Origin of the sequence: Phenylobacterium sp. (genome assembly GCF_036495085.1) — a bacterium.
GTDB lineage: Bacteria > Pseudomonadota > Alphaproteobacteria > Caulobacterales > Caulobacteraceae > Phenylobacterium.
In genome coordinates this window covers 1-23,790 of record NZ_DASXNL010000183.1, presented here as the reverse complement: position 1 = coordinate 23,790, position 23,790 = coordinate 1, and the positions used below count along the sequence as shown (strand labels likewise).

The 23,790-nt window shown below is 66.2% G+C and carries 25 protein-coding genes and 1 tRNA gene; 8 read left to right on the top strand and 18 right to left on the bottom strand.

Going from position 1 to position 23,790, the window contains the following annotated elements:
- On the bottom strand, positions 1-1,238 hold a 1,238-nt coding region (locus VGI62_RS20765; RefSeq protein WP_331506480.1), incomplete at its 3' end, for a cytochrome P450.
- Between the two features lie 119 nt (positions 1,239-1,357).
- Between VGI62_RS20765 and VGI62_RS20760 the strand changes: the two genes are divergently transcribed.
- Positions 1,358-2,176 carry a uracil-DNA glycosylase gene (locus VGI62_RS20760; RefSeq protein ID WP_331506479.1) on the top strand — a complete coding sequence of 273 codons (819 nt, stop codon included), beginning with the start codon at positions 1,358-1,360 and terminating at the stop codon, positions 2,174-2,176.
- A gap of 73 nt (positions 2,177-2,249) precedes the next feature.
- Positions 2,250-3,890 (top strand): lytic transglycosylase domain-containing protein, encoded by a 1,641-nt coding sequence (locus VGI62_RS20755; RefSeq protein WP_331506478.1) that lies wholly within the window; start codon positions 2,250-2,252, stop codon positions 3,888-3,890.
- On the opposite strand, the gene VGI62_RS20750 is transcribed toward VGI62_RS20755, so the two are convergent.
- Positions 3,825-4,265, bottom strand: a complete 441-nt coding sequence (locus VGI62_RS20750; protein ID WP_331506477.1) for a hypothetical protein — start codon at positions 4,263-4,265, stop codon at positions 3,825-3,827. The genes VGI62_RS20755 and VGI62_RS20750 overlap by 66 nt on opposite strands.
- A 78-nt stretch (positions 4,266-4,343) precedes the next feature.
- On the opposite strand from VGI62_RS20750, the gene VGI62_RS20745 reads away from it, so the two are divergent.
- Entirely contained in the window at positions 4,344-5,432 is a 1,089-nt protein-coding gene (locus tag VGI62_RS20745) for a PA0069 family radical SAM protein (protein ID WP_331506476.1), read from the top strand.
- A 27-nt stretch (positions 5,433-5,459) separates the two neighbouring features.
- On the opposite strand, the gene VGI62_RS20740 is transcribed toward VGI62_RS20745, so the two are convergent.
- Positions 5,460-6,764: a class I SAM-dependent RNA methyltransferase gene (locus VGI62_RS20740; protein ID WP_331506475.1), complete on the bottom strand. Its 1,305-nt coding sequence runs from the start codon at positions 6,762-6,764 to the stop codon at positions 5,460-5,462.
- 141 nt (positions 6,765-6,905) lie between these two features.
- On the opposite strand from VGI62_RS20740, the gene VGI62_RS20735 reads away from it, so the two are divergent.
- On the top strand, positions 6,906-7,529 hold the full coding sequence (locus tag VGI62_RS20735) for a glycine zipper 2TM domain-containing protein (RefSeq protein WP_331506474.1): 624 nt from the start codon (positions 6,906-6,908) through the stop codon (positions 7,527-7,529).
- Between the two features lie 33 nt (positions 7,530-7,562).
- Here the strand turns inward: VGI62_RS20735 and VGI62_RS20730 are convergent, their stop codons facing one another.
- From VGI62_RS20730 to VGI62_RS20685, 10 genes are all read right to left on the bottom strand, one after another.
- The gene (locus VGI62_RS20730) at positions 7,563-8,303 is read right to left on the bottom strand and encodes a TlyA family RNA methyltransferase (RefSeq protein WP_331506482.1); all 741 of its coding nucleotides are present in this window, start codon (positions 8,301-8,303) and stop codon (positions 7,563-7,565) included.
- A complete protein-coding gene (locus tag VGI62_RS20725; protein WP_331506473.1) occupies positions 8,300-10,060 on the bottom strand; it encodes a class I adenylate-forming enzyme family protein in 1,761 nt (586 codons plus the stop codon). Before VGI62_RS20725 ends, VGI62_RS20730 begins: the two co-directional genes overlap by 4 nt.
- Positions 10,061-10,187: 127 nt before the next feature.
- Entirely contained in the window at positions 10,188-10,646 is a 459-nt protein-coding gene (locus VGI62_RS20720; protein ID WP_414695715.1) for an FAD-dependent oxidoreductase, read from the bottom strand.
- 334 nt (positions 10,647-10,980) lie between these two features.
- The gene (locus VGI62_RS20715) at positions 10,981-12,498 is read right to left on the bottom strand and encodes a S10 family peptidase (protein ID WP_331506472.1); all 1,518 of its coding nucleotides are present in this window, start codon (positions 12,496-12,498) and stop codon (positions 10,981-10,983) included.
- A 106-nt stretch (positions 12,499-12,604) separates the two neighbouring features.
- A complete protein-coding gene (locus VGI62_RS20710; protein ID WP_331506471.1) occupies positions 12,605-12,928 on the bottom strand; it encodes a CHY zinc finger protein in 324 nt (107 codons plus the stop codon).
- A gap of 35 nt (positions 12,929-12,963) precedes the next feature.
- Positions 12,964-14,211, bottom strand: a complete 1,248-nt coding sequence (locus VGI62_RS20705) for a glycoside hydrolase family 172 protein (protein WP_331506470.1) — start codon at positions 14,209-14,211, stop codon at positions 12,964-12,966.
- 48 nt (positions 14,212-14,259) lie between these two features.
- Positions 14,260-16,941: a valine--tRNA ligase gene (locus VGI62_RS20700; protein ID WP_331506469.1), complete on the bottom strand. Its 2,682-nt coding sequence runs from the start codon at positions 16,939-16,941 to the stop codon at positions 14,260-14,262.
- Between the two features lie 202 nt (positions 16,942-17,143).
- The gene (locus VGI62_RS20695; RefSeq protein WP_331506467.1) at positions 17,144-17,695 is read right to left on the bottom strand and encodes a DUF2497 domain-containing protein; all 552 of its coding nucleotides are present in this window, start codon (positions 17,693-17,695) and stop codon (positions 17,144-17,146) included.
- An 84-nt stretch (positions 17,696-17,779) separates the two neighbouring features.
- Positions 17,780-19,360 (bottom strand): TolC family outer membrane protein, encoded by a 1,581-nt coding sequence (locus VGI62_RS20690; protein ID WP_331506466.1) that lies wholly within the window; start codon positions 19,358-19,360, stop codon positions 17,780-17,782.
- Positions 19,361-19,479: 119 nt separating this feature from the next.
- Positions 19,480-20,055, bottom strand: coding sequence for a protein-L-isoaspartate O-methyltransferase (locus VGI62_RS20685; protein ID WP_331506465.1), 576 nt, complete (start codon positions 20,053-20,055; stop codon positions 19,480-19,482).
- A 183-nt stretch (positions 20,056-20,238) separates the two neighbouring features.
- Between VGI62_RS20685 and VGI62_RS20680 the strand changes: the two genes are divergently transcribed.
- Positions 20,239-20,312 (top strand) — tRNA-Cys (locus VGI62_RS20680).
- On the opposite strand, the gene VGI62_RS20675 is transcribed toward VGI62_RS20680, so the two are convergent.
- From VGI62_RS20675 to VGI62_RS20660, 4 genes are all read right to left on the bottom strand, one after another.
- The gene (locus tag VGI62_RS20675) at positions 20,302-20,649 is read right to left on the bottom strand and encodes a hypothetical protein (protein ID WP_331506464.1); all 348 of its coding nucleotides are present in this window, start codon (positions 20,647-20,649) and stop codon (positions 20,302-20,304) included. The two genes, VGI62_RS20680 and VGI62_RS20675, sit on opposite strands and share 11 nt — an antisense overlap.
- Complete coding sequence (locus VGI62_RS20670) at positions 20,646-21,113, bottom strand: type II toxin-antitoxin system YhaV family toxin (RefSeq protein ID WP_331506463.1); 468 nt, start codon at positions 21,111-21,113, stop codon at positions 20,646-20,648. The genes VGI62_RS20675 and VGI62_RS20670 overlap by 4 nt, the downstream gene beginning before the upstream one ends.
- 3 nt (positions 21,114-21,116) lie before the next feature.
- Positions 21,117-21,554, bottom strand: a complete 438-nt coding sequence (locus VGI62_RS20665; RefSeq protein WP_331506462.1) for a type II toxin-antitoxin system PrlF family antitoxin — start codon at positions 21,552-21,554, stop codon at positions 21,117-21,119.
- A gap of 92 nt (positions 21,555-21,646) precedes the next feature.
- A complete protein-coding gene (locus VGI62_RS20660) occupies positions 21,647-21,874 on the bottom strand; it encodes a helix-turn-helix transcriptional regulator (RefSeq protein WP_331506461.1) in 228 nt (75 codons plus the stop codon).
- Positions 21,875-21,987: 113 nt separating this feature from the next.
- Here VGI62_RS20660 and VGI62_RS20655 point away from each other — a divergent pair, with 113 nt between their 5' ends.
- The 3 genes from VGI62_RS20655 (at position 21,988) to rpiB (ending at position 23,507) form a co-directional block, all read left to right on the top strand.
- Positions 21,988-22,497 (top strand): hypothetical protein, encoded by a 510-nt coding sequence (locus tag VGI62_RS20655; RefSeq protein ID WP_331506460.1) that lies wholly within the window; start codon positions 21,988-21,990, stop codon positions 22,495-22,497.
- Positions 22,493-22,777 (top strand): STAS/SEC14 domain-containing protein, encoded by a 285-nt coding sequence (locus VGI62_RS22515; protein WP_414695716.1) that lies wholly within the window; start codon positions 22,493-22,495, stop codon positions 22,775-22,777. The genes VGI62_RS20655 and VGI62_RS22515 overlap by 5 nt, the downstream gene beginning before the upstream one ends.
- Before the next feature lie 145 nt (positions 22,778-22,922).
- Positions 22,923-23,507, top strand: coding sequence for a ribose 5-phosphate isomerase B (rpiB, locus tag VGI62_RS20650; protein WP_331506459.1), 585 nt, complete (start codon positions 22,923-22,925; stop codon positions 23,505-23,507).
- A gap of 82 nt (positions 23,508-23,589) precedes the next feature.
- Here the strand turns inward: rpiB and VGI62_RS20645 are convergent.
- Positions 23,590-23,790: hypothetical protein (locus VGI62_RS20645; protein ID WP_331506458.1), on the bottom strand; the 201-nt coding region annotated here is incomplete at its 5' end.

Genomic DNA, 23,790 nt, shown 5'->3' with positions numbered 1-23,790 from the left:
TCGTAACCCTTCACGAAGACCGAGTGGGTCCGCGAGGGCTCGGCGGCCAGCTCAATCACCGGGAAGCGCTTCATGATCTCCTCCCAGATGATCGTCAGCTGCAGTTCGGCCAGCCGGTTTCCCACACAGCGATGGATGCCGAAGCCGAACGACATGTGATGGCGAGGACGCTCGCGGTCGATCAGGTAGGCGTCCGGATCAGACACGGCTCGTGGATCGCGATTGCCGGAGACGTACCACATGACCACCCGCTCACCCGCCTTGATGGTCTTGCCGCCCATCTCGACGTCCTCTGTCGCGGTGCGCGCCATGTGCGCCAGCGGCGTCTGCCACCGGATGGTCTCGGAGACCATGGCCGGGATCATCGAGGGGTCCTCGCGTAGCTTCCGGTACTGGCCGGGATGCTTGTTGAGCGCATAGACCGAGCCGGAGATGGTGTTCCGGGTGGTGTCGTTGCCGCCAATGATCAGGAGGCCAAGGGTGCCGGCGTATTCCGCCCGATCCATCCCCCGCGTAGACGGTCCGTGCGCCAGCATGGAGATCAAGTCCCCGGCGGGCGGGGCATTCACGCGCTCGTTCCAGATGCCGGTGAAGCGCGCGACCATCTCGTCGAGGACTTCGCGCTTGTGTTCCCAACTCTGCACCGGCCCGTGTCCGGGCGCGTTGGTCATCATGTCCGACCAATAGGGAAGTAGCTGGCGCTCCTCTTGGGGGAACTCAAAGAGCGTCGCCAGCGTCATCGCCGTCAGCTCCTTCGAGACGTGCTCGACCCAGTCGAACTCCTCGCCGATCGGCAGTCCGTCGAGGATCTTGCCGGCCCGCTCCCGGATCACAGGAGCCATCACCTGCAAGTTAGAAGGGGCCACCACGGGGCTCACCGTCTTGCGCTGTTCATCGTGGCGCGGAGGATCCATGGAGATGAAGCTTGGCCGTGTGCCGCGCTTCGCAGTCTCGGCCTTGGACTCCAGGCTCTGCAGGGTGATGCCGTCGGCGGACGAGAAGGCCCGGTGGTTTGAGTCCACCGCCATGATGTCGTCCCAGCGCGTCACCGACCAGAAGGGGCCGTAGGCAGGCGAATCGGCCAGGTGGACCGGGTCCTCCGCACGCAACCGCTCAAAGATCGGCCACATTGCATCCGCGGCGAAGAGGTCGGGCTGCGCGGGGTCCAGCGCCTCGATAGGCAGGGCTTGGATCCTGGCCCGCGCTTCGGCCCTGATGTCCACCGAACCGTCGTGCATCGCGACCTCCCACTCCTGCCTCGCCAGCGGAACGCATTCAGGACCCGCTCGGGCCATAGCGCAAGCCCGGCCGCATTCGGTGGGTGACAGGCGTTGCTTCACCCGCCAAGACTTCGCCAATGCCCGCTGCCGACGAAACCGCCGCCAGATACTCCGAATCGCTGCTTGCCTTCTGGGCTGAGGGCGGCGTGGACGCCATGCTTCTGGACGAAGCGGTCGACCGCATCGCCACGGGGCAGATCGCCCCTCCCAGGCTCCCGGAGCGCAAAGTCGTTGCGGCTCCCTCGCCGGCGCGGGCGGGCCAACCGGACATATCGGCCGCCGTGGCCCAGGCCCGCGCACTCGCCGCCGAAGCCGACAGCCTCGAGAGCCTCGCTCAGACCATATCGGGCTTTGACGGTTGCCCGTTGAAGTTCGAGGGCGCGGCGTCCCGGGCCGTGGTCTATCGGGGCGATCCCAAGGCTCCGGTGATGGTGATCGGCGAAGGGCCGGGCCAGGAGGAAGATCTTCGCGGCCAGCCCTTCGTGGGCCGTGCAGGCCAGCTTCTCGACCGGATGCTGGCGGCCGCCGGCCTCGATAACAGGGTGTTGATCACCAACACGGTCTTCTGGCGCCCCCCCGGAAACCGTACGCCGACACCTTCTGAACAAGCGATCTGCGCCCCCTTTCTTGAACGCGCCATCACCCTGGTCCGGCCCAGAATGTTGCTCCTGGCGGGGGGCGCCTCCGCCAAGGCGGTCCTGAAGAAAGAAGAGGGAATTCTATCACTTAGAGGTCGATGGTTCGAATGGCGGTCGAGTGACGGAAATCTTGAGCTCCCGGCGTTACCGACGCTCCATCCCGCCTTCCTGCTGCGTCAGCCGGCGGCGAAAAAACGCGCCTGGTCCGATCTTCTTACCCTGACGGAAAGACTTGATCGGCAGGATCGCCCCGCATAACCCTGGACCTCAGGGGACTTGGTGGAGAGGACCACGTATCGCCCGCGTCTTGGGGCCGCGTGGAAATGACAGCATGACGCTGAACAAGCGCCTGCAAGTCGGGGCCGCCAATCTTGTTTGCGCCATTGCGGCCGCCGGCCTTGTCTTGGCTTCCTTCCCGGCCCGCGCCGAAGTCCCGCAAGCGCTCTCAAGCGACGACGCGCGCGCCTACAGCGCCGCCTTCGACGCCACCGAACGGGGCGACTTCATCGATGCGCAGATGCAGGCCGCCGACGTGAAGGACCGCTCGCTGCTGGGCTACCTGTCGTTCCACGCCCTGATGCATCCGACGGCCCACGTGGCGGGCTTCGATGAGCTCTCGAGCTGGCTCGCCAAGTTCCGTGACCTGCCGGTGGCCAACCGGGTCTTCGCGCTCGCAGCCAAGCGAAGAACCGACCCTACCGTCGAGACCGCCCGGCCGGTGATCGCCTTGGGCGACGGGCCGTCCATCTCCAACCCGACGCTTTCGGACAGAGCCCGGCGCGGACGCGAGGCGTTCTACGCCGGGGACGTAAGTCGGGCCCTGACGCTCGCCAACGCCTCGGGGGACCGCTGGATCGAAGGCCTCGCGGCGTATCGGTTGAGGTCTTACGACCGGGCGCGGGCAGCCTTCGCCGATCTCGCCCGTGACGGCGAGTGCGACGCCTGGCTGCAATCAGCCGCCGCCTATTGGGCCGCACGCTCGGCCGAAGCGCAGCACGACGCCGAGGGCTCGGCGCGGTATCTGCGGGCCGCGGCGCGGAACGCTGAAACATTCTACGGCATCCTGGCCACCCGCCAGCTGAAGCTTGCCGACCAGGCCATTGCCGCCGCCTCCGACGACGCCGTTGGCAAGTTGCTGTTGGCCGCCTACGCGGCGCCGACGCTCGCCGCGGCCTCCCCCGATCTGAGCCAGTTCGTCGCCAGTGATCCGCGCGCCCACCGCGCCGCGGCGCTGGCCCAGATCGGGCGCGGCTCGGACGCCATCCAGGAACTGCGCGCCGGTATGGCGCTGGCCCGCACCCCGGCCGAACAGGCGCAATGGCGGGCCTTGACGCTTGCCATGGGAACATCGCTCGCGGACAGGGCAAGCCCGCCGAAGAGCTACGACCTCGACTTTCCGACCCCTGAGCTCACGCCACTCAATGGCTTCACTGTCGATCGGGCGCTCGTCTACGCGCTGGTACGTCAGGAAAGTCGCTTCAACCCGCAGGCCGTATCCCCCGTCGGCGCCACGGGGTTGATGCAGCTGATGCCCGAGGCCGCGGCTGCAGCGGCCGGCGACGACAAACTGAAGGCTAACATGGCGCCCTTGTTCGAGCCGGGCTTCAACCTGCGCGTCGGCCAGGACTATTTCACCTGGTTGCTCGAACGCGGGGTCGGCCACGATCTGGTGCGCGCCGTGGCCGCCTACAACGGCGGGCCTGCCGCGATCGCCAAGACGGTCCAGATGCTGGGCCCAAATTCGGACAGTCTGCTCTTCATGGAGTGCCTACCGGCCCAGGAGACCCGCATGTACGTCCAGCGGGTGCTCGCGGGATACTGGACCTACCGCAAGATGTGGGGCGAGGCCTCGCCAAGCCTCGACGCGCTCGTGGCGGGGGACCGCGTTGTCGACGAACGGCTCGACCTAGGCCAACCGGGCGGCCCCTCGCCCCAGTTTACCGCGCAGGTGCTTCAGGTCGGAGCGCACTAGGCCGCTCGCCGCGGTACGCGCCATCAGCAGCCCATAGCTGCGGCCCATGAAGGCGCTGCCCTCACCGACGATCAGCGCGTCGTCTGCGCTGCTGCGAACATGGCCCCCGAGCTTTTCCAGCCAACCGCCACGCAATCGTATCGTCGCCGGCATCACCAGCAATCGCTCCGAGCGGGCAAGCCTGATCGCCTCCGCCAGATCCTGGGCCAGTTCCGCGCCGGTTTCCTCGCGCAGCACCTCCAGCAACTCGGCGGGTCCGCCGCCGACGATCAGCACCTCGCGAACCAACCCGTCGACTGCCGCCGAGGTCAGCGCCGCCAGCAGCGCCGGTAACCGATCCCCGGCGTCGGTGGCCTCAACGATTACGCTAAGCATGGCCGCTAGAAGCCCTGCGCCGCCGCCTGAGGTCAATGAGTTCTTGTTTTGTTCTATCCGATCTTTTAGGCTGGCGCGGTGACGACTTTCACGCAGCAGCTCTCGAGCAGCGTTCGCGGACGCGGTGCGCGCACCAACCGCGGCGGCCGCTACGAATCCGAGGTCCGCGAAGCCTTCGACGACGGCTGGACAGAACAAGACGTCGAGCCCCTGCAACTGGCGACCACCGTCTCGCCCGAAAAAGCCAAGGTGATCATCACCCGTAACGATAGTCCCGACGTCGGCTTCTCCGCCTCGATCAATCCCTACCGGGGCTGCGAGCACGGCTGCATCTACTGCTACGCCCGCCCCGCCCACGCCTACATGGGTCTCTCCCCAGGCCTCGATTTCGAATCCAAGCTGTTCTTCAAGCCGGAGGCGGCGCGGCTCCTGGAGCGTGAACTCTCCAGGTCGGGCTACATTCCCGAGGCGATCCACATCGGTGGCAACACCGATCCCTATCAGCCACAGGAACGCCGGCTTCGGGTCACTCGACAGATCATCGAAGTGATGGCGCGGTTCAACCATCCGTTCTCGGTGATCTCCAAGTCCGCCCTGATCTTGCGCGACCTCGACCTCATCGCGCCGATGGCCGAAAGCAACCTGGTTCGGGTGGCGATCTCGATCACCACGTTGGACCGCAAGCTCGCCCGTTCGATGGAGCCACGCGCCGCCACACCCGAAAAGCGTATCGAGACCATTCGCAAGCTGGCGGACGCTGGGGTGCCCACGGTGGTGATGTTCGCCCCCTGCATTCCCGGTCTAAACGACCACGAGATGGAGGCGGTGCTGGAGCGCTCCGCCGCTGCCGGCGCACGCGGCGCAGGCTATGTGGCCTTGCGGCTGCCGATGGAGATCGCGGACCTTTTCAAGGAGTGGCTGGCCACAGACCACCCCGATCGCGCAGGCCGCGTGATGTCGCTGGTCCGCCAGATGCGCGGCGGCAAGGACTACGACAGCCAGTGGGGCAAGCGAATGAAGGGCGAAGGCCCCATCGCAGCCCTGATGTCGCGCAGGTTCGCGACCGCAAAGAAGCGCTATGGCCTGGACAGTCCCTTAGGCCCCCTCAACCTCGATCAGTTCCTGGTCCCGCCCAAGGCCGGCGATCAGATCGACCTCTTTGGGTGAAGTCTCCTGCCTGTTGCAAGGCAGACGTCATCTGGTGAACACACCCACCAGTTCGATGTGCGGCGACCAGAGGAACTGGTCCACCGGCAGGATGCGTTCGAGACTGAAGCCGGCGTCGATCAGGGTGCGGGCATCGCGTGCGAAGGTCGCCGGGCTGCAGGAAACCCCGATCACGCGGGCGAGCGACGAACGCGCCAGTTCGGCGGTCTGTTCGGCGGCGCCGGCGCGCGGCGGGTCAAACACGGCGACCTCGGTCTTCTTGAGCTCCTCAGCAAGGACGGGACGACGAACCAGGTCCCGGGCCTCCGCCGTGACGCCGTGCAATCCAGGCGCGGACGCAAGCGCCCCGCTCAGCGCCCGGATGGCGTCGGGCGCGAAGTCTGCGGCATGCACCTGGCCGATCTGCGCCAAGCGGAAGGTGAAGGTGCCCACGCCGCAATAGAGGTCGGCGATCCGGGTCGCGCCCGCAGCCTCCTGGGCGACGAAATCGGCCATGGCGGCCTCTGCCTGGGGCGTGGCTTGCAGGAATGCGCCGGGAGGCACAGCGACAATCGCCGGCCCCAGGCGCACCTGCGGCAGACGAGCCTGGTATGCGACCTCGCCGTCCAGCGTGACTCGCGCAAAATCGGCCTCAGCAGCCCGTTCGGCCAGTTGGACGCGGGCGTCGGCTGAGAGCCCGCCCGACTTGCGCTCCACACCCGAAATGTCGATGTCGAGGCCGCTCGCGGTCAAGGTCACGTGCAAGGTGGGCGCAGACTTCGGGTGCTCGAAGAGCGGCGCGGCCAGGCGTTTCATCGCCGGGATCGCCGCCTGGATCGCGGGGTCGGAGATCGGACAGACGGCGATATCCACCAGGTCCCAGGACCTGCGCGCCTTGTAGCCCAGCCGCGCTGATTGCTGGTTCCCGCGCCGCGCGTGTAGCGCCACCCGCCGCCGGGTCTGGGGCGAGGCCAAGAAGGGCGCGAGGATCTCGGTTTCGATCTGCTGGCGCGCCAGGGTTCCTGCGAGCCTCTCCACCTTCCAGGCAAGATAAGGCTCGCGCGCCCAATGCTGTAAGGCGCAGCCGCCGCACGTCCCGAAGTGGGGACAAGCCGCACTCACCCGATCCGGGCTTGCCTCGAGGACCTCGATCAACTCATGGCGCTCATTGCCCGAGCCAACGGCGCGTACGCGCTCGCCAGGCAGGGTGAAAGGTACGAAGGCCGGCCCCGCAGCGACGCCGTCGCCCTCCCCTCCGACGGCCTCGATGAGCAACTCGACCGGTGGACCGGCCGGGCGGGGTGGGCGGCTCTGGCGGCCTTGGGACCGATGGCGTCGCGCGCCGGGTTTCATGGGAAGGCTGCGTCCTTGCGCGGGCGGTAAGCAAAAATGAACGAAGATGAACGCCCAACTCAAACTTTGTTCAGCTTGGCCGCGCCATAAATATCCCCACAAGCCGCCCAAGGGTGGCTCATGAATTCGAGAGGGATACCCATGACCAAGTCTTCGACCTTCGCCAAGGGCGCCCTGGCCTTTGCGGCCGGGTTGGTGGCGATCGGAGCCGCCGCGGGCGCCTCGGCGCAGCCCTATGGGAGCTACGACCCTTGCCAGCGCGACGCCAACAACCGCGGCATCACCGGGGCCCTGGTGGGCGGCGCAGGCGGCGCGGTCATCGGATCGCAGGTGGCCGCCGGCGGTCACCGCACGGACGGTTCGCTGCTGGGCGGCGTGATCGGCGCGATCGCCGGCGCGGCGGTCGGGCACTCGACGGCCGCGTGCAACACGGTTCCGCCGCCGCAGGGTTACCAAGAGGCCCCGCCGCCGCCCCCGCCGCCGCCCGGTTATCAAGAGGCGCCGCCGCCCCCGCCGCCGCCGGTTGCCTATGAACAGGGGCCGCCCCGGGCTTACTACGCGCCCCCGCCCCCGGCCTATGCTGAGCGGGACGCCGTTTGGGTGTATGGCCGCCACGGCATGCGTTTTCGGGTGATCGAAGACCGCGTGGAGCCCAACGGCTGCACCGTGGCCGAGAGCCCCGTCTACATGCCGGACGGGCGGGTCGACCACCGCTTCGTCCACGTCTGCCCCGACTATCGAGGCCGTTACCACATCGTCGACTAAGCCAGACTGTCGCTTAGCCTTACGGCCGCCCGCTCAGCGCGGGCGGCCTTCTTTCTGCGCCCAGACGAGAAACTCTCGATTTCCGTCGCCACCCTCGATGGGACTGTCGATCGCGGCCTGCACCTTCCAGCCGGCGGCTTCCAGGAAGGCCCTTACCCCCTCCAGGGCTTCGGCGCGGGCCGCCGGGTCCTTGACGAGGCCGCCTTTGCCGACCCGCTGCCGACCAACCTCGAACTGCGGTTTGACGAGGACCACCAGACCCGAGCCGTCCTGCGCCAGTCCGAGCGCCGCCGGCAGGGCCTTGGCCAGGCTGATGAAGCTGACGTCGCAGACAATGAACTGGGGAGGTTCAATGAGATCGGCCGCGGTCAGGTTGCGGACGTCGACGGCCTCAAGGCTGACCACGCGCGGGTCCTCGGTCAGGCTGGCGTGAAGCTGCCCTCGCCCGACGTCGAGCGCGTAGACCCGGCGCGCGCCGGCCGCGAGGCACACCTCGGTGAAGCCGCCCGTGGACGCCCCGACATCCAGGACCACCCGGCCTTCGATGTGAAGAGGCCAGGTCGCCAGGGCATGCTCCAGCTTGAGCGCCCCACGACCCACCCAGGGATGGGCAGGCGTCGCGTCAAGCACCGCATCCTCGTCGATCAGCTCGGAGGCCTTCACGACCGGCCGTCCATCGGCCATCACCCCGCCGGCCTCGATGGCGGCGCGGGCCTTGGCGCGGCTCTCGAAGAGCCCGCGCGCGACCAGCAGGAGGTCGGCGCGGGATCTCAGGCAGGCGCCTGTTGGTCTTCGAACAGCTTTTTCAACTCGCTTTTCAGGATCTTGCCGTTCGGATTTCGGGGCAGCACCTCGTGCCAGAACTTGATCACCACCGGCACCTTGAAGGCCGCGAGGCGCTCGGCGACATGGGCGCGAAGCTCTTCTTCGGTGGCGTGCATGCCGGGCTTCAGGGTGACCACGGCGCCGGGCTCCTCGCCCAGTGTCCGGTGCGGGATCCCGACAACGGCGGCGTCCATCACTGCGATGTGGTCGTAGAGGGCGTTCTCCACCTCCACGCAGTAGATGTTCTCGCCGCCCCGGATCAGCATGTCCTTGGCCCGGTCGATGATGTAGCAGAAGCCCTCCTCGTCGAGCTTCGCCAGGTCGCCGGTGCGCACCCAGCCATCGACGAAGGTCTGCGCGGAAGCCTCCGGCTTGTTCCAGTAGCCCTTCACGTTCATCGGCCCGAAGGACCAAAGCTCGCCGACCTCGCCTGTCGGAAGCACGGTGACGCCGTCGGCCGCGTCGCGGATCTGCAGTTGCGCCACCGCGGCGGGCACGCCGCAGCTGTCGGGCCGGTTGGCGTAGTCCTCGCCGTTGTTGGAGGTGACCGTCGCGCAGGTCTCCGTCATGCCCCAACCCTGGCCGGACTGCGACTTTGGGAAGGCCTCGCGCAACCTGCGCACCAACTCGGGCGCGGAAGGAGCGCCGCCGTAGGCCACGGCCTCAAGTGATGAGAGGTCGTAGTTCACCCGCGACGGATGCTCGATCAGTTGCCAGGCGATGGTCGGGACCCCGCCCGCCGACTGGATCTTCTCGCGTTCGATCAGTTCGAAGGCGCGGATCACGTCCCACTTGTGCATCATCACGAGCTTGGCGCCGCTGAAGAGGCTCGGGTTCAGCACCGCCATGCAGCCGGTGACGTGAAAGAACGGCACCGAGATCAGCGAGGAGCGCTGCGGTCCGTTCGGGTCGGGGGCCGGCGGGGCCTCGCCCTTGCGCAGGAAGCTGCGTGCGCCCGCGGCTGCCGCGGTAAGGATATTGGTGTTCACGCTGCGCTGGGTGCCAAGCGCGCCCTTCGGCTTTCCCGTGGTGCCGGAGGTATAGAAGATCGAGGCGTCGTCCTCCGGGCCGATCTCGGCCGGCGGCAGGTCGCGGGCGGGAAGGTCCTTCCAGGCGTCCGGCGCGCCGATCACGGCCTCCAGCTTGGTCACCAGTGGATGGGCGATCTCCTCACGAGAACGGCTGACGTAGACTCTCACGAGATCATGGCAATTGGGCAGGTGCTCGGTCATGCGCTCGTAGCGCTCGGCGTCCATGAGCGCGACCTTGGTCCCGGAATCGCTCAGCCCGTATTCCAGCTCGGGCCCGGTCCACCAAGCGTTGAGCGGGGTCACCACCGCCCCCAGCGACGCGGCGGCATAGAAGGCCGCCACCCATTCCGGCAGGTTGCGCATGATCACAGCCACGCGGTCGCCCTTGCCGACGCCCTGGGAGGCCAGTTCCGCGGCCAGGGACGCAACGGCCCTGTAGAAGGCTTCGAAGCTTACGCGTTCATCTTCGTAGACAAGGAAGATTCTCTCGCCGTGGGCGCGCCCGGCTTCCACCACAGCGCGCAGGCTCGTCGGAAGGTTCTTCCACACCTTGGTCCGCACGCCCCGGATATCGACCTCTTCGATCTCCAGAGGCGAGCCCGGCTGGGTGATCAGCGCGTGGGCCTGCTCAATCGACATGGCGGGCCACCCAACGGGCAAAACGGCCTCTGACATGCTTACTCTCCTATGTTCGCGCTCAGGTCTTCTGCCCGCGCGGCGTCGTAGGTGAACAAGCATAACCCAGGGCGGGAGGCAAACGAGACCACGGATACCTTTTCCGCAAAGGGAAGGGAGAGCGCGTCTAGCCTGGGACCGCCGCGAACCTCCGCGGCGCCCCTGGGTTCGCCGGGTCGTGCTCGTGGCCGCAGAGCCTCTCGACCAGCCCGATCAGCTCATCCAGATGCGCGTAATAGAGACCGCGGGGCGTTGTGCTGTGCTCGTTGCAGAGGAAGGCCGCAGCGGCTGTCGCCACCCCGTGTTGCGCGCCATTGCCCGTGAGCTTGACCGACGAGCCGGCGACGTCGGTGACGCTGATGTGCTTGCCGGCCATCAGCAGGTTGTCGATGTTGGCCGAGTAGAGGCAGCGGAATGGGATGCCGTAGGGCTTCTGGTCGCGGACATCCATGATCCAGTCCTTGAGACGGAAGTCGTACTTCCCCTCCCGCGAGTTCCAAGCGCAGTGGATGCAGAAGAACCCGTCGTTATCGACCAGCACATCGTTGTAGCGGGTATGGTCGCGGATATCGTTTTCCGTGAGCACGTGGTCCCCTTGTAGCGCCGGAATTCACCCTGGGCGGCCACGAAAGCCAATACCCGCTCACCCCCAAGGGCCAGGACCTCTGGCCGGTCCTCGTGGCGCTGACCGGCTGGGGCGACCGCTGGCAGGGCCGTGAGACACCGCCGCTCACCTACGGCTGCGTCGCCTGCGGGGCGAGCGACGCCCGCCCGCACCAGGCCTGCGGGGAATTCATCAGTCCGCGCGCGGCCGGCCACTTACGACGATAGGTGTCCAGGCGTTGGGTCGTCGCCATCTGCGACAGGTCAAGCCACCCGACGTCCACTGCGGGGGCGCACGCTTCCCTGCCGCCGACTTCCTACCTCGCCGCAAAGACCTGCATCACGTCGGCACGGAACGAGGCCTGACTGGCGGGACGGCTGTAGAACATATGGCCGCCCGGATAGATCGCCAGCCTCACCCGGCCTGCATCACCGCTGATCGGCATCTGGTCGATCACCAGCCGTGAGACGAAGTAAGGGCACGACAGGTCATCGTAGCCATGGACGATCAGGACCTTCATCTTCGGGTCGGCTGCGATCGCCTGGCGCAGATCCGTCGTCGCCTCAGTCAGCTCGACACCCTTCTCCCAGTTCTCGCCTACGTCATAACTCAGCGCGTTGAACCGGGCTTCGGCCTTCCAGCCCGCGACGCGGGTGTCGAAGTCCACCATGGCGCTGGTCGTGGGCGCGATGATGGCATCCAGGATCGGGTCGCCGCGGCGCCCGTCCGGGGCCCACGGGAAAGGATCCTCCTGAGTGACGTTGGAATCATAGACGCTCGCGATCCGGCCCTGTCCGCGATAGAGCTCGCGCAGGAAGGCGCGGGTATCGATACGGCCGCCCGAGCGCCTGACGAATTCCGAATCAAGCCCGGTATAGCCGGTCACCTTGCTGACCAGCCGGCTGATCGCCTGGGTGTCGCGGCGACCTTTCATCAGATCGGTGACGAACTCGCCACGGGCGTAGTCCTCGACTTCCTTCATCTGGGCCGCAGACAGGGGCTTGCCCTGGCGTTCGTAGTTGGCGGCGGCCATCGACGGCAGGGTGGTGACCCAGCGCATCGGCGAGAAGTCGGGAGCGGTGTCCATCGGCGGCTCGAGGTAGGGCGAGACCATCACCATGCCGCTGATCCCGACACCGAGCTGGGTCTGGAGGAAATAGGTGATGCGCGGCACCCGATAGCCGCCGTAGCTCTCGCCTGTGACGTACTTCGGCGACGCCATCCGGCCGTTCTTCAGGAGCCAGTCGTAGACGATGCGCGACAGGTACTCGATGTCCGGCCTGATCGAATAGAACCGCTTCCTGGTCTCGTCCTTGTCGACCAGCGAGCGCGAGAAGCCGGTGCCAACCGGGTCGATGAACACCATGTCCGTCGCGTCAAGCCAGGTGCCCGGGTTGTCGACCAATATGGCCGGGTCCGAGGGGCTGTCGCCCTGGGCCCCGAACTGCACGCGCTTGGGCCCGATGGCGCCCAGGTTCAGATAGACCGAGGCCGCGCCCGGACCACCGTTGAAGGCGAATGTCACGGGCCGGTTGGGGTTCTTGGGCCCGTCGAGGATGTAGGCGGTGAACACCACCTCGGCGATTTTCTTGCCCTTCTCGTCACGCACCGGCAGCGAGCCGACCGTGGCTGTGTAGTTGAGCGTCTTGCCGGCGACGTGGGTGACCTGCTTGACTGAAGCGTCTGCGGGGAAAGGCGGAAGCGCGATCTTGTCCTTATCGCCCTTGGCGGCGTCAGCCTTTGCGGGTTCCTCGTCGGCCCACGCCGGCGCCGCCGCGGAGAGCCCAAACGACAGCACAATTGCGGCGGCGGCCGCCGTCATCACCTTACGCATGCGTAAAATCCCCTGACCGATGCGCGTCACATTGGCCAGGACAACGCAGGATTCAAACGAAACCCGGGATCTGTTCGCGTTTTGCCGCAGGCGAGGCCGCCCGCGCCTACTCCGTGGCGAAGTAGAGATGTCGATGTTTATGGCAACCGGGATTGAAGCGGGCGCGACAGTTTGGGCATTGGCTCTCGCAGCCAAGGTAGGCCTCGATGCTGAGCTCGGTTCCGCACGCGCCACAGAGGATGGCGAGCTCGCCGAACTCTTCGGCGGCCCACTGAGCCGCCTCATGACCCGCCAGTTCGTCGTGGCACTCCCGGCACGCGTAGTAAGTCCGGCAGCACCGCATCTTGATGGCGATGATGTCGAGCTCGCTGGCCCAGTGAGCGCAGCGGGTTTGCGGATCGAGGGCTACCCCGTGGACGGGCGGTCGCAAGCTTCAGCTCCGAGGATAGGCGGCCGGGCTCAGCGTCAAGGCGCAGCAGGCCTTGTCAGGTCCGTCATCGCCGCATCCGCCGGCAGTGGGGGAAAAGGCGCGTGTGGTTCGGCCTGGTACCAGTAGGCGACAGACGACAGCTCGTCCTGCAGCGGCAGATAGGCGCCCTCGCCAAGGACCTTGGTCGGCGTCACGCCTTTCCATCCGAGGTTCTGGATCGTCACCTTCAGGTCGCGCCGGAACCGCACTGGATCGAGGATGTGCCATCGGTACTCGCCGTAGCGTCGGTCGCCCGGCTTGAAATAGTCCGCATCCACCACTTGGTCCTGGACCGACAGGAAACCCGCGTAGGCTGAGGAATAGGAGGTCTCCACGCGTTGGCCCGCGGCGTTTCGGCGTTGATAGGAATAGGAGCCGAGAAAGTAGTCCTCCTCGCCGGTGCCGGCGATGGTCGGGAAGTCCTTATCTCCGTCGATGTAGAACTTCGCTTCGCCTTCGCCCCACCAGCCGGGACTGAACGCGCGATGGCGAAGGTAGGTGCCGACGTACTGGCCTTGCCCCCTTACCCCGTCGAGCAGCGTATAATCACCCGTCCCAGGGTCGGCCTTTCCCATCCGGAACTGGGCGTGGAAGTAGCCGGCGTTGGAGGGAACGGCGGTCTCCGAGAAATCGATGGCATAATAGATGACGAGCGTGCGCGCGCCGCGGTTCTCCAGCGTCAGCCGGGCCTCCTTGCGGAACGGCATCTGCCAGAAGCTGTTGAAGCCGCTGCCGGGATTGACCGCCACGGCCTGAGAATTGATCACCGGCTCGGCGCCGCGGCCCCAGCCGGCCGCGAAGAAGTCACCCGCCGGGGTTTCGACGGAGGGCGTCGCCTCGCCGTCCCAGTAGAAGCGCAGGATCGCCGAGCGGTAGTCGGCCGCCCCGCCAAGCGTCATCCAGATGTGGTTGATCACCCCTGGCCCCTTGGCGTCGCCCAGGACGATGGTCTTGCCCGGCGCGACAATGATGTACGGATTGACCTTCCAGCCTCGCCCCAGGTCCTTGGCGGCGTATTTGGCGCTGCCGTCCTTGAGCTCGGTCCGGGCTCCCATGCCCGGCTCGCCGGTCAGGTTCTCCGGTCCGATCTGGCGCGAGCGGGCGTCGCTAAGCAGGAACAGCGTCTGCACGCCCGCGACGGTCGGCGCCGATTGCGCCGCAGCCGGTGACGGCGTTGCGCCGATCGCAGCGAGGATGGCGCTCACGCCGCCGCGCCACAGGACCGCAAAACGCTGATTGCTCATGCCCCTGCCCCCAACCCTTCGGCCTGCCGGTCTCTGCCGTCCCGGAGGCTAGACGACCGCTCCCAACCGGGCCAGCGCCGCTTCCAGCTTGGCCTTGACGGCCTCGGCGTCAGCGAGGCGTTCGCGATTGTCTTCGACCACCTCTTCCGGCGCGCGAGCGACGAAGTCGACGTTGGCGAGCTTCTTGGCGGTACGATCGATGTCGGCGGCGAGCGAGGCCACCTCCTTGCCCAGTCGCGCGCGTTCGGCCGCCACATCGATGAACTCAGCGACCGGCAGGGCCAGCGTCACCCCGTCGATCACGTAGGGGATCGCGCCCGGGGGCGGAGCATCGACCACGCGCACGTCGGCGACCCGCAACATCTGGCGGATCAACGGCCCGGCGTCCTGCAAGACCTTGCGCTGAGCCTCGTCGGCGTCGACCACCAGGAGCTGCGGCCGGGCCGAATTGGGGACGTTGAGCTCTGCACGGACCGATCGCCCCTCGGCGATCGTCTCGACGATCAGGCCGATCTCGGCGTCGGCGGAAGGGTCGATCAGGCTCTGCGGCAGGTCCGGCCAGCGCGCGACCATTAGGAAGCCCTGATGTTCGCGCGCGGCGCCCATGTCCGCCGTCTGCGCCCAGATCTCCTCGGTCAGGAACGGCATGACCGGGTGAAGCAGCTTCAGTACGACGTCGAGCACCCACGCCGCCGTCGCCCGGGTCTCGTCCCTCGCCGCTTCGTCAGCCGAGGGCTCGCCCGGCTTGCCGAGCACCGGCTTGGCAAGCTCGACATACCAGTCGCAGTACTGGCGGCGGATGAAGCGGTAGAGCCCATCGGTCGCCTGGTCGAAACCGCAATCGGCGAATGCTGCGGTGACGGCCCTGGCGGTCCGCGTCGTCTCCCCGACAATCCAGCGGTTGAGCGGCAGCTTGACCTGCGCAGGATCGAATCCCTCGGCGCGCGCCGCCCCGTTCACCTGGCAGAAATTCGTCGCGTTCCAGAGCTTGGTGCCGAAGTTGCGGTAGCCCTCAATGCGCTCGCGCGAGAGCTTGATGTCCCTCGCCTGCCCCGACATGGCGGTCAGCGTGAAGCGCAGCGCGTCCGCGCCGTAGTCGTCGACGAGTTCCAGGGGGTCCATGACGTTCCCCTTGGATTTCGACATCTTCTTCCCCTCGGCGTCACGGACGAGGGCGTTGATGAAGATGCGCTTGAAGGGCGCCTCGTCCATGAAATGCAGGCCCTGCATCATCATCCGGGCGACCCAGAAGAAGATGATGTCGAAGCCGGTGATCAGGGTGTGGGTCGGGTAGAACCGGGCGAGATCAGGGGTCTTTTCGGGCCAGCCGAGCGTCGAGAACGGCCACAACGCCGAGGAGAACCAGGTGTCGAGCACGTCCTCGTCCTGGCGAAGCGGCTCCTCCCGACCATAGTGCTCATAGGCTTGGCGCCTGGCCTCTTCCTCGGTCTCGGCGACGAAGATCTTCCCGCCCGGACCGAACCAGGCCGGGATGCGGTGACCCCACCAGAGCTGCCGCGAAATGCACCAGGGCTGGATGTTGCGCATCCACTCGAAGTAGGTCTTCTCCCAAGCCTTGGGCACGAAGACCGTGTCGCCCTCTTCGATCGCCTTGATCGCCGGCTTGGCCAGCTCCTCGGCGTTCACGTACCATTGGTCGGTGAGGTAGGGCTCGACGACGACGCCGGAGCGGTCGCCGTGTGGGACGGTATGACGGGTCTTCTCGACCGCCCGAAGCAGGCCCAGAGCCTCGAATTCCTCGACCACCTTCTTGCGCGCCGCGAACCGGTCGAGGCCGCGATACGCGGGCGGAACATTTTCGTTCAGCCGCGCGAAGTCGTCGAAGATGTTGATCATCGGCAGGTTGTGGCGCTTGCCGACCATGAAGTCGTTGAAGTCGTGCGCCGGCGTTATCTTGACGGCGCCGGAGCCCTTTTCCGGATCGGGATATTCGTCGGCGATGATCGGGATGGGCCGACCAGCGATCGGCAGGCGCACGGCCTTGCCGATCATCGACTTATAGCGCTCGTCGCTGGGGTGAACTGCGACGGCGGTGTCGCCAAGCATGGTCTCAGGACGCGTCGTGGCCACGACGATCTCGCCGGAGCCATCCTCCATCGGGTAGGCGAAATGCCAGAAGTGCCCGTCGATCTCGCGCTGTTCGACCTCGAGGTCCGATATGGCTGTCTGGAAGTGCGGGTCCCAGTTCACCAGCCGCTTGTCGCGGTAGATGAGCTTTTCCTTGTAGAGCGTCACGAACACTTTGCGGACCGCGGCCGACAGGCCCTCGTCCAGGGTGAATCGCTCTCGGCTCCAGTCACAAGAGGCGCCCAGGCGCTTCAGCTGGTTGACGATGGTCCCGCCGGACTTGGCCTTCCACTCCCAGATCTTCTCAACGAAGGCCTCGCGGCCAAGATCGCGGCGACTCTGGTTGCCGACCGCGGCCAGCTGTCGCTCGACGACCATCTGCGTGGCGATGCCTGCATGGTCGGTCCCCGGCAGCCAAAGCGCCGCTTTCCCGCGCATCCGCTCGAAACGGATCAGCACATCCTGCAAGGTGTTGTTGAGGGCATGGCCGATGTGAAGCGAGCCGGTGACGTTCGGCGGTGGGATGACGATGGAAAACGGCTCGGCGGCCGGGTCGTCGGTCGGCGCGAATCCACCCGACGCCTCCCAGGCGGCATAGAGGCGCGGCTCGACGGATTTCGGATCGAAGGTCTTTTCAAGCATCTCGGAATTCTGGCTGGCGGGTCCACTTACAGGTCTGCCGGTCCCCGCGAAAGCGGCGACTGAAGGCATTTGGACCACGGCAAACACGGAAACTCACGGAAACGAGACACGTGCTCGTCGACAGACGCCAAAGCTGACGCTTCGCGCCTTCCTGATTTCCGCGGCTCGATCCGGTCGCGGATCGAAGGTTGAGCTTAGTGGATCAGCGTACCCGGCTGCGTGCGATGCGCTCGACTTCCGCCTCGACGGTCTGCTGCACGATAGCCGGCAGGTTCTCGTCAAGCCATTGCTGGAGGAGCGGGCGAATCAGATCGCGCACCACGTCTTCCAGCGTACGGTCGCTCTTGGGAACGCCGATCGCCGCCGAAAGCTGGCCGAAAGACGAGGCCGCGGCGTTGGCGGCGCGTTCACTGACTAGGTTGTGCAGGGGCTCAGGCTCCAGAATCGGTGGCGCGACCGCCGGCGATACGACGTCGAGATCGCCGTGGGTTTCCACTTTGTCGGTCAACTCCAAAGCCTCCTCCTCTTCGACCTCGAGATCCGGCTCGACCGGCGCAGCGACTGCGACAGGTTCGGGTTCAGGTTCGTTTGCCGCTTCCGGCTCGAGTTCCGGTTCGGCTGTCAGTGCAATGGGTTTTTCTTCCGGCGCGGCATCGGCCGCCTCCGGCGCGGGCGCGTCGTCTTCAGAGATGATGCGTCTGATGGAGGCAAGGATTTCCTCCATGGTCGGTTCTTGGGAAGGCTGTTCGGACATGGGAGGCCGCCGAGCGTGAGAGAAGGAATCCGTTGAAGCTTAACCTAGACCATTTTGAGCCGAAGTGCAGGCCGGTTCGAAAGGCTACTTCTTGATAGGAGGCGCCGCGGCGGGCGAGGCCGATGGCGGCGGCTGAAGCCCGGGCGGGATCGGCGCCTCGGCGGGCCTTGCTGAGACTTCGGGAATGGGTGGATAGGCCACCGCGCGATCGACCACGGCGATTGGCTCTTCCCAGGGCACATAGCCCAGGCTGAACCGTAGCTTATGGTAGTTCTTTGCAGGGTCGTACTGGGTGATCGAGGGGATCAGATCCTTCCCCTCGAGGCGCCCCATGGCCGACAGCACGGTGGCCGCCGCCAGGTACTCGTCGTGCTTGGCCGCCACAGCGGTCAGCTCGTCGTTGCGCAACTCCTGCTCGGCGTTCAGCACGTCGAGCGTGGTGCGCAGGCCCACCCTCTGCTCCTGATTTGTCCCCTCCGCGGCAATCTGAGCGGCGCGGACGGCTTCGTCGGTCGAACTGATGTTGGCGCGCGCCGCGACCAGTTGATTCCAGGACTGAGTGACGAGCTGCAGCACCGCTCGGCGCTCCGTCTCGATATTGATCCGGTCGGCGTTGTTGCGTTCGACCGATTGGCGGATGCGGGACGTCGTCAGGCCGCCGGTGAACAGCGGCACGGTGACCACCGCCTGGCCTTCGATATTCGTCGACCACTTGGCGCTGTCGAACGGCTGTACGCCGCCGGTATAACCATAGAAGGCGTGCAGCGAGACGCTGGGCATCCGCTCAGCGCGCGAGGCGTCGACCCGCGCGCGGCTCGCCTGTTCCGCGAACTGCTGGGCGCGCAGAGTGGGGTTGTAGCGCTCGGCGATCCCGAAGGCGTCGTCTGCGTTGGCCGGCAGCAGGAACGCCAGGGAGGGCTCCGGCGCAAGCTCGCCCGGGTTCTGGCCGACGACGGCGGCATAGTTGGCGCGACTCACGGCCAGCTGGGCGATGGCGCTCTGCAGGAGCGCCTGCGCGCCGGCCAAGCGCGACTGTGACTGAGCGACGTCCGTCCGCGTGATCTCGCCCACGTCGAAGCGGGCCTTGGATTCTTCAAGCTGCTTTTGCAGGACGGAGACGTTTTCCCGGCGAATGCGCACGCCTTCCTGGTCGCGACGGACATCCACGTAGGCCTGGATCACGGTCAGCAGCACCTGGGATTCCACCCGGCGAAGGGTCTCGCGGCCAGACAGGATATCGCCCTCGGCGGCTGAAACCGCCGCGGCCGTACGGCCACCCGTCCAGAGTGGTTGAGACAGGTTGAAGCCGACGGTGCCGGAATTGGACTCTTGGGTGCCTGAGCCGGTGATCGGCGCAAAGGTGTCCGGAATGCCATCGCCGTTCGTATCGATCAGCGTACCGCGCGCGGCTTTCGGCGTTCGGGTCTCCAGGTAGGAGGCCGAGCCTTGCAGGCTGACCTGCGGCCGCCAGCCGGAGCGGGCCTGGACGTAGTTCTCGTCAAGCGCACGCTGCGTGGCGCGTTGCGCCTGAAGGGTCGGATTGTTGTCGTAGGCAAGCGCGATCGCGTCAGCGAGGGTCTCGGCGCAGGCCGGAGCTGCGAAGGTCGCCGCCACACCTGCCCCAAAAGCCGCGGCCAGCAGGCTTCCGCGTAGCGTCTTCGACATTCCTAATCCCCGAAAATAGGCGAGAGAGACTGTTCTTGGCCGAGGTGTGGCGCCAACCCCTACACCCCGTCACCTTAAGCTTTCTTCACCACATTTCCCCGAAGCGTTCGGTCGATCGGCTAAAGCGCAAACCCGTGCACAGCGGCGAAGCCGGCCATCACCGGGGGCGTGGCGTCGAAGACTTCTCGGCGCCCGACGCCGTCATCGGCCCGCAGATAGATACAGGCCTTGCCGACCGGCCCGTCGCGCTCGACCACACCCAGTCGCCCTCGGAGCGCCAGGGCCGACGTCCAGGCGGCCGGTGCGCGACCGACGGCGCCTTCGCAGACGATTACGTCATAAGGTTCGCTATCGGCGGGAACCTGCGACAAATCGCCCTCGTCGAGGCGGGTGACGTCCAAGCCCAGATGCTCGAGCACCGCGGCCGCGTAGGGCGCGGCAATGGCCAGCGCCCGCTCGCGCGGCATGGGCCGCACGGCCTGCAACAGCTTGGCCACGTCTCTGGGCTTCAGCAATGCACGGCCGGGGGCGTACTCCACCTCGATGTCGGCGTAGGCCAGATAGTTCTTGGCTCCAGGCAGGAATTGCTCGCGGGCCAGTTCGCGCATCGCGTCGTGCAGGCGTACGTCGGTGACGTCTGCCGGGCGGACCTGGCTCTCCACCATGTTCAGCCGGGCGGCGGCGGGATCGGCCATTGAAAGAAGTCCTCGGTCGCGCGTCAGTTCTGGTCGGGCTTATAGGTCTGTGCCGCCGATCAAGGCAATCGCGCCCGTTGCCCCAGCCCCGACCTTCTGTTAGCGATCCGCCCCCGGCGGGTGACGGCCACAGCTGCCCGCCTATATACGTCTGAAAACACCGAGCCCTCGCGGGCTCTTGGCGGCCTGATGGCGGAGTGGTGACGCAGCGGACTGCAAATCCGTGCACCCGAGTTCGATTCTCGGTCAGGCCTCCAACCTTTTCCCTAGTATATTCATCCACTTATCCGGCCTGGCTCGCGCCTTCCGGGTCGCGGCCTGCGTCGTGGTGGCGGGCGCAACGCCGCTGATCAGCGCGACGGACGGGCAGAGTAGCGACCAGTAGCACCAGCGCGCGACCGCCAGGCCGGTGCTGTTGGTCTGCCACAGGGGGATAAGCGTCGTTTGTCCGACCGGCGGAACAATCGACATCACCGAGCTATCGGCTAGGTCCACGGCCTCCTCGGTGATCTCCGCTTCGACGCCATCGTCCGCGAACACGACCGCGTCGGCATCGACCAGCACGATCTGACTGCCAGCCTGAGGCGAGGTCACGGCTTGAGCGCCCTCGCCGCGATCAGCAGGTCGTCCCAACTATCGGGCGGATCGCCGCTCTGCAGCCGCTTGGTGAAGACGGCGTAGGGATCGGTCTTCGACCCGGCCTTGCGCAGAGTGCTTTCGTCGTTCAGCCAGCAGTAGACGATCACCTTTGCCTTGCCGTCCCAGCGGAAAAACAGGCGAAACCGGCTGAGGAACTTTACCCGGAACCAGTGCTTGTAACCGTCCCCCAGCGTCGAGCCCTGCCGGAAGGCCCTGTGACTCGGATCGGCCGGGACTTCGTTCAGCAGAATGTCGACGACCCGCGCCAGGAATCTGGCCTTGGGGTGTGTTTGCCAGCCCTGCGGGTCGGCGTTACGCAGCGCCGCCACATCGGCCGCGAGGCCCGCGAGCTGGCGGTTGAACTCCTCGGTGGCGAGCAGCGACCAGCCATTCCGAATGGGCGCCGCCCCCTCCCCCATTTGTTAGAGCGCGAAGTCGGCGGGCAGAACCTCGTCATCCCGCAACGGTAAGACGCCTTCCACCAGCGCAGCCACGCGGGACAGGTCGAGCGGCTGGACCTTGTGCGGGTTGGCCCTCAGGTCCGCCTCCATGAACGACAGGAAGGCGCCCACGACGGGATCGAGCTCATCGGACTTCTGCCCAATCGCCCTAGGCGACTCAACGGCCATCAAGACATAGCCAGGCGACACCGAGCGGACCACTACGTCAGCGCTTACCTCGAACTCCGGGTGGTCAGTGAAGAACTGCTTGCCAAGGCGCACCGCCTTGGAGCTCCCGGTCGTGGTGACCTTGCCCTTATAGGCGCGGACCTCCGTCGCTCCGGCAACAGCTGAGCGCGGGACAAAGCGACCGGCCACGCCCTTACGGGAGGTGGACCGCTGAGTGGGCCTAATGGACATGTCCTCTCCGGTTCAGGGCTGGCGACCCCGTCCGCAATATACGTACTTCGATACGTATATTAAAGCACCGCTGCTGGGCAATCCCTACGCCGCTACTCCGTGAGGCGGATCGTCGCCGACGCTCCAGGCTCAGCTTCCACGAACAAGACGCCACGTGTCTCAAGGATCGTCCGCAGATGTTCGATTGTGCGGCGTTGAGAAACGCCGACCGCCGTTTCCAGTCGGACGATTGTCGACGGCGCTACGTCAGCGATCTGAGCGAGTTCGCGGATGGTAAGCCCTATGGCCGTCCGAGCGAGCTTCAGCTGCAGCGGCGTCATGCGACACGGCCTGAGGCGCGTACAATGTGTTGACACGCGCACATTGTGTTCATTATATTGCCCGGCACTCACTGTTCATTGCTGAGCGCGAGTCGCTCTCAAGGTGACGATACATGCCAAAGTTGCACGAAGCACGCGACGGCGCGCCGAGCCGTCGCGATCTGATTCATGGCGCCACGGCCTGCGCCGTCCCCTTACCGGTCGCCAGTAGAGCCGCCGACCCTGCGCTTCTCGTGGCTGCGCAGTGGAAGGCCCACGAGGCCGAGAACCGGCGGCTGATCTACGCCTGGCAGGACCGCGAGACCTGGCTTTTCAGGCACCGCGACTGGCCGAACCTCTCCGAGGCGGAACAGGCCGGCGTGCCTGAAGGTGCGCTCCTCAAGACCATCGACCACCAGCTCGACATGCTGCGCAAGGACTACGCGTCTCTGCTCGGTCGCCTGAAGAGGACGCCGGCCACAACCCGCGAAGGCGTGTTCGCCCGGTTCGACGGACTCCTGCTCTTCGTCTTGGAGGAAGACGACCGCGAGACGGCCGCGATGCTCAAGAGCTGTCTGCGTGATCTGAAGCGGATCTGGGCACGTGTTGATGCCGGAGTGAAACTCCCCAGATCGGGAGATTGAAAATTCCCCAGTTGGGCGGCTTGGCCGGAGTTGGCGAAGTCGTCTGGGAGACCGTGATCGAGATCATCCAGAATTTCACAGGCATGGAGCTTGCCGCGCTTGGTCCGACATCAGGCTTGCCATACCGCTCGCGCAAAAGGTCGACCCCGTCGCGGTCGTCGCCGACCAAAAGTGGATCCGTCAGTTCGCAGAGCTCGGGCGCATGTTCACGAAGGCTAAACTGAAGGTCTTCGCGCCGGATGATCTCGCCGAAGCCCGCGCTTGGATCGCGGCCGAGTGACCGCCCCGCTGGTGGGCGCGACCACACGCTCCAGCAAGGTGACACGCAGCTACTTCCTCGGCGTCCGCTGAGCTTTCAGCAGGCAGGTCCTGCAGCTCGACAGGTCAAAAACCGGCCACCACCGACGAGGCCCGTGCTATCATTCGTGAGCCGACTGACGAAACAACGCCCCCTCATCCAACTCGGCCAAGCGGCCATTTTGCCTTTGGGAACAGACGACTTCTTCATGACAGCCAGCAATCGCGTCGTCCTCTCGAGCGACCACAACGCCATTCAGCTCCGACAGGCCATTGCGGTTCATATCGCGGCGCACGGCTGGGTGCCGGTCGACATCGGACCGACGACGCCGGAGAGCACACACTATCCTAAACACGGCGAAGCGGCGGCGCGGCTCGTCGCCTCCGGCGATTGCCGGTTCGGCGTCATCCTGTGCGGCACCGGCCAGGGCATCATGATGGCGGCGAACAAGGTGAAGGGCATCCGTTGTGGCGCCTGCGTCGACACGTTCTCAGCCCGCATGATCCGCCAGCACAACGATGCCAACATGCTGTCGATTGGCGCGCGCGTGGTGGGCGAAGGGCTCGCGCTCGATATCGTGGATGCATTCCTGACCGCTCAGTTCGAGGGCGGCCGGCATGCGACGCGGGTGGAGATGATTGGCGCGATGGAGGCGCGTCCGCCGGAGCGGCTCGAGCCCGGCGATGCGAACTGGGCTCTGAGGACTGACTGACCGCCAAGAATTGGGGGCACGCTCTCACCGCCCGCCGGCGAGCGGAATTGGCCAACGTCCGGCAGGGCTGATGAGCGCGCGCCTAACTGGATGCCTGACGCGTCAGCCACATCGCCAACCGAGCTGAAAACAGCGGCATCAAGAGCTGCATTGGAAAACCCGGATAGGCAGGGATGTCCCGTGGAAGCACGGCTCCCGGCGGCAGGCTGGCGACCTTGTTTCTCATCTTCACGGGTGGCGGGTCATCCAGGACGCGGGCGCGATAGACCGAGGTCCACCACCC